Annotated in this window: 11 protein-coding genes; 10 read left to right on the top strand and 1 reads right to left on the bottom strand. The window is 57.7% G+C overall.

Annotated features, from left to right (window positions below):
* Positions 1-150: 150 nt before the first annotated feature.
* The 4 genes from licT to FKM52_RS09195 all read left to right on the top strand — a co-directional run bounded on the left by licT (position 151) and on the right by FKM52_RS09195 (position 5,499).
* A complete protein-coding gene (gene licT / locus FKM52_RS09210) occupies positions 151-984 on the top strand; it encodes a BglG family transcription antiterminator LicT (protein WP_141175921.1) in 834 nt (277 codons plus the stop codon).
* Between the two features lie 143 nt (positions 985-1,127).
* The gene (bglF, locus tag FKM52_RS09205) at positions 1,128-3,140 is read left to right on the top strand and encodes a PTS beta-glucoside transporter subunit IIABC (RefSeq protein ID WP_141175920.1); all 2,013 of its coding nucleotides are present in this window, start codon (positions 1,128-1,130) and stop codon (positions 3,138-3,140) included.
* A 2-nt stretch (positions 3,141-3,142) separates the two neighbouring features.
* A complete protein-coding gene (locus tag FKM52_RS09200) occupies positions 3,143-4,537 on the top strand; it encodes a glycoside hydrolase family 1 protein (RefSeq protein WP_141175919.1) in 1,395 nt (464 codons plus the stop codon).
* Positions 4,538-4,626: 89 nt separating this feature from the next.
* On the top strand, positions 4,627-5,499 hold the full coding sequence (locus tag FKM52_RS09195) for an SMP-30/gluconolactonase/LRE family protein (RefSeq protein WP_141175918.1): 873 nt from the start codon (positions 4,627-4,629) through the stop codon (positions 5,497-5,499).
* Between the two features lie 45 nt (positions 5,500-5,544).
* On the opposite strand, the gene FKM52_RS09190 is transcribed toward FKM52_RS09195, so the two are convergent.
* Positions 5,545-6,771, bottom strand: a complete 1,227-nt coding sequence (locus FKM52_RS09190; RefSeq protein ID WP_377092869.1) for an L-lactate MFS transporter — start codon at positions 6,769-6,771, stop codon at positions 5,545-5,547.
* A gap of 468 nt (positions 6,772-7,239) precedes the next feature.
* Here FKM52_RS09190 and FKM52_RS09185 point away from each other — a divergent pair, with 468 nt between their 5' ends.
* From FKM52_RS09185 to tssA, 6 genes are all read left to right on the top strand, one after another.
* Positions 7,240-7,497, top strand: a complete 258-nt coding sequence (locus tag FKM52_RS09185) for a hypothetical protein (protein WP_141175916.1) — start codon at positions 7,240-7,242, stop codon at positions 7,495-7,497.
* Between the two features lie 870 nt (positions 7,498-8,367).
* Positions 8,368-8,865, top strand: coding sequence for a type VI secretion system contractile sheath small subunit (gene tssB, locus FKM52_RS09180; RefSeq protein ID WP_141175915.1), 498 nt, complete (start codon positions 8,368-8,370; stop codon positions 8,863-8,865).
* A gap of 32 nt (positions 8,866-8,897) precedes the next feature.
* Positions 8,898-10,445, top strand: a complete 1,548-nt coding sequence (gene tssC / locus FKM52_RS09175; RefSeq protein ID WP_141175914.1) for a type VI secretion system contractile sheath large subunit — start codon at positions 8,898-8,900, stop codon at positions 10,443-10,445.
* A gap of 183 nt (positions 10,446-10,628) precedes the next feature.
* A complete protein-coding gene (gene hcp, locus FKM52_RS09170; RefSeq protein WP_141175913.1) occupies positions 10,629-11,120 on the top strand; it encodes a type VI secretion system effector Hcp in 492 nt (163 codons plus the stop codon).
* A 157-nt stretch (positions 11,121-11,277) separates the two neighbouring features.
* Complete coding sequence (tssH, locus tag FKM52_RS09165; RefSeq protein WP_141175912.1) at positions 11,278-13,926, top strand: type VI secretion system ATPase TssH; 2,649 nt, start codon at positions 11,278-11,280, stop codon at positions 13,924-13,926.
* A 223-nt stretch (positions 13,927-14,149) separates the two neighbouring features.
* Positions 14,150-15,748, top strand: coding sequence for a type VI secretion system protein TssA (tssA, locus tag FKM52_RS09160; RefSeq protein ID WP_141176197.1), 1,599 nt, complete (start codon positions 14,150-14,152; stop codon positions 15,746-15,748).
* Positions 15,749-15,943 lie beyond the last annotated feature (195 nt).

Genomic DNA, 15,943 nt, shown 5'->3' with positions numbered 1-15,943 from the left:
TGCCGATCGGCTTCACGTTTTTATCAATGGCATATTGAGCGCGCCCTTAAAGCTGGTAGAGTAAAGAAGCTGGATTGTTACTGCATCTGCAGGCAAAACCCGATTTTCTGGCCTGTGCCAGGAGTCGGGTTTTTTGTTTTTGAGGGAAGCATGAAGATCACCAAAGTGCTTAATAATAACGTCGTGGTTGTTCTGGATGAGCACCAGTGCGAACAGGTGATCATGGGACGCGGTTTAGGTTTCCAGAAACGAATCGGCGATACCATTGACAGCGGCAAAATTGAGAAAGTGTTTGCCCGTCAGAACGATGCGCTGGTGGCGCGCTTAACGGAGCTGCTGAGCCAGATCCCGCCAGAGGTGCTGACGGCCTGCGATCGTATTACCGAACTGGCGCGTCAGCGGCTGGGTAAGCTGCAGGATAACCTCTGTATCGCGCTGGCCGATCACTGCTATTTCGCTATCGTGCGGCATAACGACAATATCCTCTTGCCTAACGCGCTGCTGTGGGAAATTAAGCAGCTTTATCCGCGCGAGTTCAGCATTGGTCTGGAAGCGCTGGAGATTCTGCAGCAGCGGCTTAGCGTGACGCTGCCGGAAGATGAGGCCGGCTTTATCGCGCTGCATCTGGTTAACGCCCAGCTGAACAGTGAAATGCCGGAGGTAATGCACATTACCCGCGTGATGCAGGAGATACTGCACATCATCAAATACCATCTGCGGCTGGAGTACGATCAGCAATCGCTCAGCTATCAGCGTCTGGTCACCCATCTGAAATTTTTTGCCCAGCGTATGCTGAGACGAAACACGGTGGCGGATGATGACGCCATGCTTTATCTGCCGATTAAGGAAAGATATGCCAGCGCGTGGCGCTGCGCCGGCAAGATAGATCAGCATCTACGCCAGCAATATCAGTGCGCGCTAAGCAACGAAGAAAAAATGTTTCTTGCTATCCATATCGAGAGGGTGCGTAAAGAAACCAGCTAGCGTTTTACTCGGTAAACACATTCTGGATTGTTACTGCTTCGGCAGGCAAAACCTGAAGGCGGACTTATTAACAAGTTCTGCCGTCAGGTTTTTTTTTATTAGCTCTATGCTGCCCGCGGGCGGCCGTTATAAAAGGATTAAATATGCCGAATCAACAGATAGCCAGGGATATTATTAGCGGAGTAGGCGGAAGCGATAATATTGCCAGCGTAATACATTGCGCTACCCGACTACGCTTTAAATTAAAGGATATGGCGCTGGCTGACAGCGAGGGGCTAAAGGCGCATCCCGGCGTGATCATGGTAGTGATCAGCGGCGGGCAGTTTCAGGTGGTAATCGGCAATCACGTACACGAGGTCTGGCAGGCTATCTGCCAGCAGCTGGGCTACAGCGAGGAGAAGCCTGCCGCTGCGGAAAACGCGGAAAAGGAACGCAAGGAGAAGCTGTTTGACCGCCTGATCGATACCATTTCCGGTATTTTTACCCCTTTTCTCGGCGTACTTGCCGGCGCCGGCATCCTGAAAGGCGTGCTGGCGCTGTGCGTAGCCTGCGACTGGATGACGCCTGAAAGCGGCACTTATAAGATCTGGTATGTCGCCAGCGATGCGCTGTTTTATTTTCTGCCGTTGGTGCTGGGCTATACCGCCGGGAAAAAATTCGGCGGTAGCCCGTTTCTTACCATGGTTATCGGCGGCGCGTTAACGCATCCGTTAATGATTGAGGCGTTTGAGACCGGCGCTCAGGCGGGCGCGCCCGCCCAGCTGTTTCTGGGCATTCCCGTCACCTTTCTCAACTACAGCGGATCGGTGATTCCGATCATCTTCGCCGCCTGGCTCAGCTGCTGGCTGGAGAAGCAGTGCGCGAAGGCGCTGCCTGGCGTAATAAAAAATCTGTTTACGCCGCTGATCTGTCTGATGGTAACGGTTCCGCTGACCTTTTTATTGATCGGGCCGCTGGCGACCTGGCTCAGCCACGCGCTGGCGGAAGGCTATCAGACGATTTATGCCTTTGCTCCCTGGCTTGCGGGCTGCGTGGTGGGCGGACTCTGGCAGGTTTGCGTTATCTTCGGTCTGCACTGGGGATTCATTCCGCTGATGATGAATAATCTGGCGGTACTGGGGCAGGATACGCTGGTGCCGCTGGTGCTGCCGGCGGTGATGGGGCAGGCTGGCGCCAGCCTTGGCGTAATGCTGCGTACCCGCGATGCGCAGCTGAAAATGCTGGCGGGATCGGGAACGACCGCGGCGATTTTCGGCATTACCGAACCGGCAGTTTATGGCGTGACGCTGCCGCGTCGTCGGCCATTTATTTTCGGCTGTATCGGCGGCGCGCTGGGCGGCGCGGTGGTAGCGCTGAGCGCAAGCCACACCTATTCGTTTGGCCTGGTCAGCGTCTTCACTCTGGCGCAGCTTATCCCGGCTGGCGGCATTGACGCCAGCGTCTGGGGCGCGGCTGGCGGAGCCCTGCTGGCGCTGCTGGTAAGTGCCGTACTGACGCTGATTGCCGGCATGCCCGCCGCGGCTGCGGGCGCCGCTACTGCCGCTGCCGCACCTCCTGCCGCCTCCGCTGCCGCACCTCCTGCCGCCTCCGCCGCCGCACCTTCCGCCTCCGCGCCTTCCGCCTCCGCGCCTTCCGCCTCCGCGCCTTCCGCCGCCCGCCGCGCCTTATTTACCGCCGGCCAGGCTGACGGCGCGACGCTGCTGGCGCCGCTAAGCGGCGCCGTGGTCGCGCTGGACCAGGTTGCCGATGCCACTTTCGCCAGCGGGCTGCTGGGCAGCGGCGCGGCCATCGTGCCGCAGGATGGGGTAGTCGTCTCGCCTTTCTATGGCGAAGTCGCCTCCCTGTTTTCCACGCGTCACGCCATTGGCCTGCTTAGCGATAGCGGCATCGAACTGCTGATTCATATCGGCATTGATACCGTTAAGCTCAACGGCGAGCATTTTACCGCCCATGTGAAGCCGGGCGATGCCGTGCAGCCGGGCGATCTGCTGCTGGAGTTCAATCGCCAGGCGATCCTGGACGCCGGATTCGATCTCACCACGCCGATCGTCATCAGCAACAGTGAAGACTTTACCGAGGTGGTTACGCTGGCCGACAGCAGCGCCATCCATGCAGGCGCGCCTTTTCTTGGCGTGCGCCACGATAACAAGGAGTGAATATGAAACGCTTTCCGGACAATTTCTTATGGGGCGGGGCGATTGCCGCCAATCAGGTTGAAGGAGCATGGCAGGAGGATGGTAAAGGCTTATCCACCTCGGATGTGCAGCCGCAGGGTATTTTTGGACCGGTTGTGGAACGCGTGCCGGGCGATCGCTCGCTGAAGGATATCGCTATCGATTTCTATCATCGTTATCCTGAAGACGTTGCGCTGTTTGCGGAAATGGGATTCCGCTGCCTGCGCATCTCTATCGCCTGGACGCGTATTTTCCCGCAGGGCGATGAGGCGCAGCCGAACGAGGCGGGGCTGGCCTATTACGATCGGCTGTTTGATGAACTGGCGCGCTATAATATTCAGCCGATGGTGACCCTCTCCCACTATGAAATGCCGATGGGGCTGGTGAAAAAGTATGGCGGCTGGGGAAACCGTCAGCTGATCGACTTCTTCCAGCGCTACGCGCGCACCGTTTTCCAGCGCTATCAGCATAAGGTAAAGCTGTGGCTTACCTTTAACGAAATCAATATGTCGCTGCATGCGCCCTTTACCGGCGTCGGGCTGCCCGGCGACAGCAGTAAAGGGGCGATTTATCAGGCGATCCATCATCAGCTGGTCGCCAGCGCGCTGGCGGTGAAGGCCTGTCATGAAATTATTCCCGACGCGAAAATCGGCAACATGCTGCTTGGCGGCCTGATGTATCCGCTCAGCTGCAAGCCTGAAGATGTGTTCGCCACCCTGCAGGAGAACCGCAGCTGGCTGTTCTTTGGCGATGTGCAGTGCCGCGGCGCCTGGCCCGGCTATATGCTGCGCTTCCTGCACGAGCAGCAGATCGAGCTGGAGATTACCGAAGAAGATCGCCTCGCGCTGCGCGAAACCGTCGACTTTGTCTCGTTCAGCTACTATATGAGCGGCTGCGTGACCACCGATGAAGAGCTGAACCAGAAGGCGCGCGGCAATATCCTCAGTATGGTGCAGAACCCTCATCTTACCTGTTCTGAATGGGGCTGGCAGATCGATCCGATTGGGCTGCGCACGCTGTTGAACATGCTGTGGGATCGCTATCAGAAACCGCTGTTTATCGTTGAAAACGGGCTGGGCGCGAAAGATAAGCTGGAAGCTGACGGCACCATTCAGGACAGCTATCGCATTGACTATATGAACGATCATCTGCTGCAGGTTGCCGAGGCGCTGGAGGATGGCGTAAAAGTGATGGGCTACACCAGCTGGGGCCCGATCGATTTGATCAGCGCATCGAAAGCGGAGATCGCAAAACGCTACGGTTTTATCTATGTCGATCGTAACGAGCAGGGCGAAGGCACGCTGGCGCGCTACCGCAAGCAGAGCTTCTGGTGGTATCAGCAGGTTATCGCTACCGGCGGCGCCAACCTGAAGCCTTAAGGCGTTTGTCGATTTTACCGCACGGATAAACCGCTCCACGCCGATTTCCGCTACAGTTCAGTAGTAATCCGCTGATAAAAGGAGCAGGAATGAACTGGCAAGTGGAGCGTGTTTTACCCATTGCAACGGAGCTGGGCGAATGTCCGCTATGGTCAACCGCGGAGCAGGCGCTGTGGTTTGTGGATATCCTGGCTCCGGCGCTGCACCGCTTCGATCCGGCAAGCGGCGAGCATCAGGTTTTCCCGCAGCATGAGGAAATCGGCTGTATCGGCCTGCGCCGTGAAGGCGGGCTGGTGGCGGCGATGCGCAGCGGCATCTGGTTTCTGGATGAGCAGGGCAGGCCGCAGCGTAAGGTGGCGGATCATCCTGGCGAGGCGGGTAAAAGCCGCTTCAATGACGGGCGCGTCGATCCCTTCGGCCGCTTCTGGTGCGGCACTTTATGGGAGCCGCAGGATCGCAACGGCGCGCTGCTGTGCCGTCTTGATAGCGATCTTCAGCTGCATATTATTGAAGATGATCTGCAAATATCTAACGGGCTGGCGTTTTCGCCCGATGGTCGCTGGGCCTGGCACAGCGATACCTCTAACCATGTAATCTGGCGTTATCCGCTCGATCCGGTCAGCGGGCAAATCGGCAGGCGTGAACTGTTCCGCCGCTTTGGCGACGGGCTACAGCCTGACGGCGCGGCGGTAGATGCGGAAGGGTTTTACTGGTCGGCGATGTTCGACGGCGGGCGCATTGTGCGTATCGATCCGCACTCCGCTGAGATTGTTGATGAGATTCCGTTGCCGGTGCGCTGGCCAACGATGGCGGCCTTCGGCGGCGAAGATCTGAAAACGCTCTATATTACCAGCTCGCGGGAAAACCGTAGCGCAGAAGAGCTGGCGCGCTATCCCTGGTCGGGCAGCCTGTTGGCGGTGCGTATGCCGGTCGCCGGTCAGGCGGAACCGCTGTTTGGTTAATAAGAAAACGGGCGAGTCAGCGACTCGCCCGCAACGCTAAGGCATTTAGCTACGCTGCCAAAGCGGCGACAGGCTGTGTTGCCGTTGCGGCATGCGAATAATCACCGACATCACCAGCGAAATCACCAGCAGCGTCATAATCAGGCTGAAAGTGATAGTGAAACCGCCGAACAGCGAAGCGATAAGCGAGCCCAGCACGCTGCCGATACCGAAGCCGAGATAGATCACGCCGTAGTTCCTGGTCAGATTATTCAGCCCAAAGAAATCGCTAACCAGCGAAGGGTAAACGGTAATGGTGCCGCCAAAGCTAAAGGCAACGCAGGCGACGGAGATAAAGAAAGTCATTTCATTCATATGGGTGAACAGCAAAATGCCCATCCCCGCCAGGGAAACGATCTGCGCCAGGGTAATAACCCGAATGCGCGCCATTTTATCGGATAACACGCCGAGCACCAGACGCCCGCTCAGGTTGGCGATGGCGATAACGGTGACCGCGCTGGCCGCGGTTTGCGCGCTGAGGTTAACCATGCCTTCACCGATATCTTTAGCTACGCCAATCACATACAGGCCGCTCATGCAGGCGGTAAGGAACATCAGCGCCAGCATCCAGTACTGCGGCATACGCATCGATTCCGCCAGGCTGTAATCGCGTGCGGCGGGCTGGCCCTGCGGCGAAGCGAGCGTCTGACGCGGCGCATCCTTCATCAGCAGCGCGCCAGGGATTACCAGGCTCATTGCCAGCAGGCCCCAGATCAGAAAGGTGGTCTCCAGGCTGAAGTGAAGCAGCAGGCTGCTGCAAATAAACTTAAAGCCGAGGCTGCCCAGGCCATAGGCGCCGATAGCACAGGCCGAAATCACCCCTTTACGCTCCGGGAACCATTTTACGCAGTTGGATAAGGTCATCAGATAGCCTGCGCCATCCGCCAGCCCTACCAGTACGCCGGCGCTCAGCCACAGTACCAGCAGCGAGCTGGCCTGCGAGGTAAGATAAAAACCCAGCGCCATTAATATGCCGGCGCCAATAGTGACGTTGCGCACGCCGAAGCGTTCCTGCAGGTTACCGGCGACGGAAGAGGAGAGCGCCAGTCCAAGGCTCAACAGGCCGAATGAGAAGGCGACCTGGCTGACCGGCGCGTCAAGCTTTTGCGATAGCTGGCCGTTGAACAGGCTCCAGGTGTAGACCGATCCCAGTGCAAACTGGGTAATGATGGTGCCGGCCAGCGTCAGCCAGCGAACAAGTTTTTTTGGGTGCGTTTGCGGTGTTTTGCTCATCATCTCTCTCCCGTACGGGAATGCCTGAATTAAGCTGATAATAGGGCGCTGCCGGTAAACGCAGGGAAAAAGGTCACGAAGCGCCGCTAACCGGGAATGAAATGCCGCTGAGCAGGTATGAACGGCATTGCGCGGCGACCGACGCTATGATTGAGATTAGAGATGATGTTGATTTTTGTTGGTGAGGGGTTAAATAAAAGAGGGTTTTGTATGGCAACGGTAAGCGATTCTAATGCGATTAACTGCGCTATGCAACCGACGGCGCCCTGCTGCGCCTGGCACAACGTTAAGAAAGGGCGTCGGCTACGTTAGCAGGCAAAGGCTGGCCGCTACGTAAGGCAACGATAACAAAGGCGGCAAATCGCAAGCAAACCTCAGGAAGCGTTGCAATATATTTCTCCGGCAAGATGGTTACAGCATGAAACCACCTGCTGTGCCAGAATAATTATTTAGACAACGGGAGGAAATATGAAAGACCAGACATATGAATCCACTGGTACCGCAGAGAAAGAAAATGAGGTCTGCTGCCTGATCGGGCGAGCCGTTGTGGCACTGAGCGAAGCCAGTCAACCGGTCAATAAATCCACGCTTTCACTGAAGCTGCTGTCGATGGCCGATCATGAAGGGGACGACGACAGAGTGCTCCTTTACTGGCTGGCAAGACGCGCTATAAATCAACCCGCTCACCTTCATTCCGGCACATCCCGCCGACCGCTGATGCGCTAACCGCAAACGGGCAGGGAAGCCTGCCGAAACGGCCGCGCCGCCGCCTCTTATGTGCGAAAATGCTCCGTCCCGCGCTGCTATTATTCCCTTGCCGTAGCCTGAACTATGCGGTACGGCGTCGGGCAGCGGTAAAGAGCCGGCAAACAGCGACTGGTTTCACCAGATAACAGCGCACTCGCCTTTCGCTCTCTCAGCGCTGGAAAATGATTTTATGCCCTATATGGCAAAACTGTAATCGCCATCACAAATAAGGCGGAGTAAGAAGGTTTGGGCGCCGATAAACGCGAGCAGTATTTATGCTCTGTCGGAAACAAAAATGCTTTTTATCTTAGCTATTGTCTGCAGATGCGCCAGTTGCGTATGGCAATTTTCCCTGCTCTGCTTATCCATTCGCTGTTATTGCCGTCGATTTTGCAACGGCCAATATAATGCCAGATATAATTAATTCTGGTTGAATTATCCAGATTTTTTTCTGATTTATTATTTTTACAGCTAAAAGATAATTGCAATAGAAAAAATATTATTCAGAAACGAGTTTTTATGAATGAGGCGCGGTTTAATGTTTTATTTCTGCTTGTTGTAAAAATAGGTTGACTAAAATCAACTGTTTATCTTAACTGGATGTTTGTTTTTTTATTTAAATTCGCTCCAGCATAAACCCCTGCTCAACGCGCTAAAATCAGTATTTACGCTACGCACCAGCGCGCAGAACACAATCTTTTATAACTTATGCCTGAAAGAAAACTCTGACTATTAACTCCATATCAGATCTTTGATGCCTTAAGTTGATCTGGATTGTCATTTTGCTCTAGGATTAACCCGAAAGTTGCCTTACTGAATGTTCATCGTATTTTTAATAAAGGGAATTTTATGGCTGATACCTTTCAGAATGAGGTGCCAAAAGCACGCGTAAATATCCGGCTCGATCTCCACACTGGCGGAGCGCAGAAAAAAGTCGAGCTACCGTTAAAACTCCTGGCAGTAGGTGATTTTAGTAACGGGAAAGCAGAGTTACCGCTGTCAGAAAGAAATAAAATTAATATTAATAAGAATAATTTCAACAGTGTCCTTGCAGACTACGCTCCCGACGTCAATCTGACCGTCGAAAACACCCTGGCCGGCGACGGCAGCGAAGAGAATGTTCGCCTCTCCTTCCGCGATATGAATGACTTCACTCCTGAGCAGGTGGCGCGCCAGATACCGCAGCTGAAGGCGATGCTCGCCATGCGCAGCCTGCTGCGCGATCTGAAGGCGAACCTGCTGGACAATCAGGCGTTCCGCCGGGAACTGGAGAAAATACTGCAGGACCCGACGCTGAGCGACGGGCTGCGCAGCGAACTGTCTGCGCTGGTGCCGGAGCAGGCGTGACGGCAACGGGATTAACGGATTAACGAGAGAAGATGCTGATGTCTGTACAAAATGAAAACGCCGCGGGCGGCGAAAGCCAGGTGCTGGAACGTCCGGAGTCGGGGAGCGTGTACGCTTCGCTGTTTAAAAAAATCAACCTGAACCCGGTAACGCGGCTGAGCGCGCCGGACGTATGGCAGGACGCGCAGGCGATGTCGGACGCGACGGCGGACGAGCGGCTGACGGCGGCGATGCAGGTGTTCCTGGAGCGGCTAAGCCGCGCGGGCACGCGGGTAGAGAAGCTGGACAAAACGCTGATAGATCACCACATCGCCGAGCTGGACCAGCAGATAAGCCGGCAGCTGGATGCGGTGCTGCATCATCCTGAGTTTCAGGCGGTAGAGTCGCTGTGGCGCGGCGTGAAATCGCTGGTGGACCGGACGGATTTCCGGCAGAACGTCAAGCTGGAGCTGCTCGATCTGTCGAAGGAAGATCTGCGTCAGGATTTTGAAGATGCGCCGGAGATCGTGCAGAGCGGGCTCTATCTGCAGACCTACGTCGCGGAGTATGACACGCCGGGCGGCGAGCCGATAGGCGCGCTGATATCGGCCTACGAGTTTGACGCCTCGGCGCAGGACGTGGCGCTGCTGCGCAACATTTCGAAAGTCTCGGCGGCGGCGCACATGCCGTTTATCGGCTCGGCGGGGCCGAAGTTCTTCCTGAAGGAGACGATGGAAGAGGTTGCGGCCATCAAAGACATCGGCAACTACTTCGACCGCGCGGAATATATCAAGTGGAAATCGTTCCGTGAGACGGACGACGCGCGCTACATCGGCCTGGTAATGCCGCGGGTGCTGGGGCGCCTGCCGTACGGGCCGGACACGGTGCCGGTGCGCAGCTTCAACTACGTGGAAGAGGTAAAAGGGCCGGATCACGGGCGTTATCTGTGGACCAACGCCTCGTTCGCGTTTGCGGCGAACATGGTGCGCAGCTTTATCAACAACGGCTGGTGCGTGCAGATTCGCGGCCCGCAGGCGGGCGGCGCGGTACGCGATCTGCCGATACACCTCTATGACCTGGGTACGGGCAATCAGGTAAAAATTCCTTCGGAAGTAATGATCCCGGAGACGCGCGAATTTGAGTTTGCCAGTCTGGGCTTTATTCCGCTCTCCTACTACAAGAACCGCGACTACGCGTGCTTCTTCTCGGCGAACTCAACGCAGAAGCCGGCGCTGTACGACACGGCGGACGCCACGGCGAACAGCCGCATTAACGCGCGTCTGCCCTATATTTTCCTGCTGTCGCGCATCGCGCACTACCTGAAACTTATTCAACGGGAAAATATCGGAACCACCAAGGACCGGCGGCTGCTGGAGCTGGAGCTGAATACCTGGGTGCGCGGTCTGGTGACGGAAATGACGGATCCTGGCGACGAGCTGCAGGCGTCGCACCCGCTGCGCGATGCGAAGGTAGTGGTGGAAGATATCGAAGACAACCCTGGGTTCTTCCGCGTGAAGCTGTATGCGGTGCCGCACTTCCAGGTTGAGGGAATGGACGTGAACCTGTCGCTGGTGTCGCAGATGCCGAAGGCCAAAGCATAAGGCTGGCGGAAACCGGCGCGTGGAAATCAGTCCGGCGCGGCAGGCGGATGCCTGTCCGGGGCCGGGCAAAACCCCGGCGTCGCCGAAGGAGGGCGGCGCCTTTTAAAGCAGATACGTCAAATCCTGCGGGCGGCTGTTAACGCGGCGGCGGGAAGGATAAGGCGTATAAATGGAGAAAATCACATGGCAATACCCGTATATCTCTGGCTGAAGGATGACGGCGGCGCGGACATCAAAGGTTCGGTGGACGTGCAGGACCGCGAGGGGAGCATCGAGGTGGTGGCGCAGGAGCACAACCTGTATATCCCGACGGATAACAACACCGGCAAGCTAACGGGAACGCGCATCCACACGCCGTTTCTGTTCACCAAAGAAATCGATGCCTCCAGTCCGTATCTGTACAAAGCGGTGACCACGGGGCAGACGCTGAAGGAAGCAGAGTTCAGGTGGTACAAAATCAGCGACGCGGGCCAGGAAGTGGAGTACTTCAACACCAAACTGGAAAACGTCAAGGTGGTGAAAGTGAACCCGGTAATGCACGACATCAAGAATCCGGCATTTGAGAAACACAACCATCTTGAGCAGATAGAGCTGCGCTACGAAAAAATCACCTGGACTTACAAAGACGGCAACATCATCCATTCCGATTCATGGAACGAGCGGGCAACCGCCTGAGCCGACGCGGGCGGGGAAACCCGTCCGCTTTTTTTGCTGAGCGTCTGCCGGGCGGATTTTCAGCAAAAAAGCGATCGCTCCACCACTCTGACCTTATGCGCTTGGGTAAACAGCGAAGGGCGGTAGCGTGTCAGGGACCAGATAAAGAGAGAAAATTATGGAAAATCCAGCCGTTTTGTTACGTCGTCTCAATCCTTATTGCGCGCGCGCGCTCGAAGGGGCGGCTTCCCTGTGCCAGACCCGCGCCCATGCGGAAATTCTGCCGGAGCACTGGCTGCTGAAACTGCTGGAGCAGGGCGAAGGCGATTTGATGGTGCTGGCGCGCCGCTATGAATGGGATATGGATACCCTCTGGCAGCAGCTGCTGAGCTGGCTGGATACGCTGCCGCGTTCCGTACGTGAACGTCCGCAGTTGTCGGATAATATTCAGGCGTTGATGCAGGAGGCGTGGCTGCGCGCTTCGCTGGCCGATGAGGAACAGATCCGCAGCGTTCATTTGATGATGGCGCTGGTGGATAAGCCCGGTCTGATACGCTGCGATGCGCTGTGGCCGCTGCTGACCCTGGCGCAGAGCCAGCTTGAGCGCCTGCGTCCGTTGTTGGATGCGCAGTCGGACGAGCGCCCGGAAGTCCAGCAGGAAGCTGAGCTGGCGCAGCGCTACGGCGGTGACGTCGGGCTGGCCGCGACGCCGGACGCGGCGACCCTCAAAGGCGGCGAGCTGACGCCGGCGCTACAAAATGCGCTGGATAAGTTCACGCTGGATATTACCGCCAAAGCAAAAGAGGGCAGCATCGATCCGGTATTTGGCCGCGACAATGAAATTCGTCAGATGGTGGATATCCTTTCTCGCCGCCGCAAAAACAATCCTATCCTGGTCGGCGAGCCGGGCGTCGGTAAAACGGCGCTGGTTGAAGGGCTGGCGCTGCGTATCGCCGAAGGCAACGTGCCGGAAAGCCTGCAGTCCGTGGCGCTGCGTACGCTGGATCTCGGCCTGCTGCAGGCGGGCGCGGGCGTAAAAGGCGAGTTCGAGCAACGGCTGAAAAACGTGATTGACGCCGTGCAGCAGTCGCCGACGCCGGTGCTGCTGTTTATTGATGAAGCGCATACCATCATTGGCGCCGGTAACCAGGCGGGCGGCGCGGATGCGGCGAATCTGCTAAAGCCGGCGCTGGCGCGCGGCGAATTGCGTACTATCGCCGCCACCACCTGGAGCGAATATAAGCAATATTTTGAGCGCGATGCGGCGCTGGAGCGGCGCTTCCAGATGGTCAAGGTGGATGAGCCGGATGATGATACCGCCTGCCTGATGCTGCGCGGGCTGAAGCCGCGCTACGCCGCGCATCACGGCGTACATATCACCGACGCGGCGGTGCGCGCCGCGGTCACGCTCTCCCGCCGCTACCTCACCGGGCGTCAGCTGCCGGATAAAGCCGTCGATCTGCTGGATACCGCAGCGGCGCGCATTCGCATGAGCCTTGATACTATTCCGGAACCTCTTACCCGCCTCAGAGCGCAAATCGGCGCGCTGGAGCTGGAACAGCAGGCGCTGCTGGAGGATATTGCCGTTGGCGGCAGGCATGATGACGGTCGTCTGGCCGCGATTGAAGCGCTGCGCCATGAGCTGGCGCACGAGCTGAGCCAGGGAGAGGAGCACTTTGCCCGTCAGAAGGCGCTGGCGCAGCAGCTGATGAGCTGCCGTCAGGATATCAGTCGCCAGGCGGAAATCCATGCGCTGCAGGATGAACTGGCGCAAATTCAGCAGGATAACGCGCTGCTGCAGATCGATGTCGACAGCCGCACCGTGGCTAATGTAGTCGCCGACTGGACCGGCGTACCGCTCTCTTCGCTGATGAAGGATGAGCAGAGCGAGCTGCTGACGCTGGAAGATGAAATCGGCAAACGCGTTGTCGGCCAGGATGCGGCGCTGGCGGCGATCGCCCGCCGCCTGCGTGCCGCCAAAACCGGTCTGACATCGGAAAACGGGCCGCAGGGCGTTTTCCTGCTGGTAGGGCCAAGCGGCGTGGGAAAGACTGAAACCGCGCTGGCGCTGGCAGACTGCCTGTACGGCGGGGAAAAATCGTTGATTACCATTAACCTCTCCGAATATCAGGAACCGCAAACGGTTTCTCAGCTTAAAGGCTCGCCGCCGGGCTATGTGGGCTATGGTCAGGGCGGCATTCTTACCGAGGCGGTGCGCAAGCGCCCTTACAGCGTGGTACTGCTGGATGAGGTGGAGAAGGCGCACCGTGACGTAATGAACCTGTTTTACCAGGTATTCGATCGCGGCTTTATGCGCGACGGCGAAGGGCGTGAAATTGATTTCCGCAATACCGTCATTCTGATGACCTCTAACCTGGGCAGCGACCATTTGATGCAGCTGCTGGATGAGCGGCCGGAGGCGACCGAAGGCGATCTGCATGAGCTGCTGCGTCCGCTGCTGCGCGATCATTTCCAGCCCGCGCTGCTGGCCCGTTTTCAGACGGTTATCTATCGCCCGCTGGCGGCCGCGGCGATGCGTACTATCGTGCAGATGAAGCTGGAGCAGGTCAGCAGGCGTTTGCAGCGTCATTACGGGCTGGCCACGCACATTGCAGAAAATCTGTACGATGCGCTGACCGCCGCCTGTCTGCTGCCGGATACCGGCGCGCGCAACGTCGACAGCCTGCTTAACCAGCAGATTTTGCCGGTGCTGAGCCAGCAGCTGCTGATGCATATGGCGGCGAAGCAGAAACCGCAGGCGCTCTCACTGGGCTGGAGCGAAGACGAAGGGATTGAGCTGACGTTTGAGGCCGGCGCGTCGAAGTAAATATCGCTGGTCACCTCAGCCGTGCAATGGCGCGTGCAGGCTATTGGCTTTGCTGGTTATTAACTGCGCTCGCCGGTAAGCGCCGGCAGGCTGGTCCGGCGCTTCCTTGCTGGAAAGCGCGCAACGTAGCGACGACGCATTGATAAGCCAGCCGTTTCAACTTATTTAATTCCTTGCCGCAGGTAATGGCGCAGGAATGACTGAACATGCAGCGGAACGCTTTATGACCACACTGAACACCCTTTTGAACCTCTGCGGAGCTGAGCCGCAGGCGCTGATGCAGCAGATGCAGGATGCGCTTGAACGGTGGGAGCGCTGGCTGGCGCCTATTTCTGAACAGCAGCCAGCGGGCGAAGATATCAGCTACGACGATGATTTCCTGCTTATCCGCGAAGAGGTTAATAAACTCTCCGGCATCAACAGCGAACAGATCGCTGCGCTGGCGGAAAAGCTGCTGGTGCAAAGCAGTAAAGATATCCGTGTGGCCGCCTTTTACGTCTGGGCGCGCCTGCAGCTGGATGGCGAAGCGGGTTTTATTCAGGGGCTTAGCCTGCTTGCCGCACTGCTGAAACGTTATCAGCACAGCCTTTATCCGGTACGAGAAAGGCAGCGTAAAGCGGCGCTTGACTGGCTGGCGAGCAGCCGAATGCTTGATACGCTGGCGCTGCACCCGGAGGTCAGCAAGGATGAATTTACTCAGGAAGTTGGCGCGCTGGCGTTGATTGCGCAGGCAACGGAAAGCTGGGACAGCGCGGCGCAGCCTGAGCTGGGCGCACTCTATCGCGCGCTGGAAAACCGCATGGCGCAGTCTGGCGGCATGACTACGCTGGTGCCGCAAAACAGCAGCAGCGACGAGCAGTTAAAAGCCAGCGGGACGGTATTTAACGCCCAGACTGCCGCTATCGCTTCCGGACGCGAGCTGATGGAGCAGGCCAGGCAGCTGGCGAATTATCTGCGCGACCAGCCGGAGGGATGGCTCTCCGCTCATCGCCTGATGAAAAGCGTTCGCTGGGATACGCTGCATCAGCTGCCGGCGCTGGATGCGCAGGGGCGTACGCGCCTGGCTCCGCCAAAGGCGGAATATCGCGCTCAGCTCAAGCGGCTCTATTTACAGCAAAGCTGGCTGGAGCTGATGGAACAGGGCGATCGCATGTTTGCCGAGGGGGTAAATCATCTCTGGCTCGATCTGCAGTGGTATCTGCATCAGGCGCTAAGTCGGCTAGGCGGCGCATATGAGGCCTGGGCCGAAATCGTGCGGCAGGATCTACAGGGCCTGCTGAGCCGCCTGCCGGGCGTGGAAAGCCTGGCCTGGAATGACGGCAGCCCCTTTGCCGATGAAGCGACGCTTAACTGGATAAACCAGCAGGTGCTGGACACTCTGGACGGCTGGAGCGGCGAAACTGCAGCCGCGCTGGCGCCCGTCCAGGATGATATTTTATTGCTGGAGCCGGAAGCGCTGGCGATGGCAGATAAAGAAGGTATTGAAGCGGCGCTCGGCTGGCTACAGCATCGCCCGGAGGCTGAACGGACGCGCAATCGCTGGCTGCTGCGCCTGCTGATGGCGCGTATCGCCGAGCAGTACGGTAAAAACGAGCTGGCGGCGCATATCCTGACCGAGCTGGACGACGCGGCGGCCGCGCTCACGCTGGCGCAGTGGGAACCGGATCTGACGTTCGAGGTTAAAGCTCGCTCCCTGCGCCTGCTGCGCCTGAAGGCCAGCCGCAGCGAAAGCGACAGGCAGCGGCTACAGCCGCAGATGGATAAGCTGCTGAGCGGCTTAATCCAGCTCGACCCGGTAAGGGCGGCGGTGCTGTGCGCGTGATGCCGACGCCGAAACGCTCGCCGCGGTTGTCGGCATTCATCCGTTCAGATGGTAAGGCGTTTGCGCGCATGGCAATGCCCGCACGTGTGAAAAAATAATTGCGGAAGGATGGCGCGCCGCCGGAACCCGCTCCCGACAAAGTGCGTTAAAGTGAACTGCAGCGGCCAGGGCTGCTGCTACCGGTTAAGGAGTAAC

Origin of the sequence: Mixta tenebrionis (genome assembly GCF_006517625.1) — a bacterium.
Classification (GTDB): domain Bacteria; phylum Pseudomonadota; class Gammaproteobacteria; order Enterobacterales; family Enterobacteriaceae; genus Mixta; species Mixta tenebrionis.
Note: the sequence above shows the minus strand (reverse complement) of the source record. Positions and strands in the feature narration are given on the sequence as shown.

Coding starts and splice junctions, on each gene's coding strand:
- tssH (WP_141175912.1), top strand. CDS start 11,278: ATGGAAAATCCAGCCGTTTTGTTACGTCGTCTCAATCCTTATTGCGCG.
- tssB (WP_141175915.1), top strand. CDS start 8,368: ATGGCTGATACCTTTCAGAATGAGGTGCCAAAAGCACGCGTAAATATC.
- licT (WP_141175921.1), top strand. CDS start 151: ATGAAGATCACCAAAGTGCTTAATAATAACGTCGTGGTTGTTCTGGAT.
- hcp (WP_141175913.1), top strand. CDS start 10,629: ATGGCAATACCCGTATATCTCTGGCTGAAGGATGACGGCGGCGCGGAC.
- bglF (WP_141175920.1), top strand. CDS start 1,128: ATGCCGAATCAACAGATAGCCAGGGATATTATTAGCGGAGTAGGCGGA.
- tssC (WP_141175914.1), top strand. CDS start 8,898: ATGCTGATGTCTGTACAAAATGAAAACGCCGCGGGCGGCGAAAGCCAG.
- FKM52_RS09200 (WP_141175919.1), top strand. CDS start 3,143: ATGAAACGCTTTCCGGACAATTTCTTATGGGGCGGGGCGATTGCCGCC.
- FKM52_RS09195 (WP_141175918.1), top strand. CDS start 4,627: ATGAACTGGCAAGTGGAGCGTGTTTTACCCATTGCAACGGAGCTGGGC.
- FKM52_RS09185 (WP_141175916.1), top strand. CDS start 7,240: ATGAAAGACCAGACATATGAATCCACTGGTACCGCAGAGAAAGAAAAT.
- tssA (WP_141176197.1), top strand. CDS start 14,150: ATGACCACACTGAACACCCTTTTGAACCTCTGCGGAGCTGAGCCGCAG.
- FKM52_RS09190 (WP_377092869.1), bottom strand. CDS start 6,771: ATGAGCAAAACACCGCAAACGCACCCAAAAAAACTTGTTCGCTGGCTG.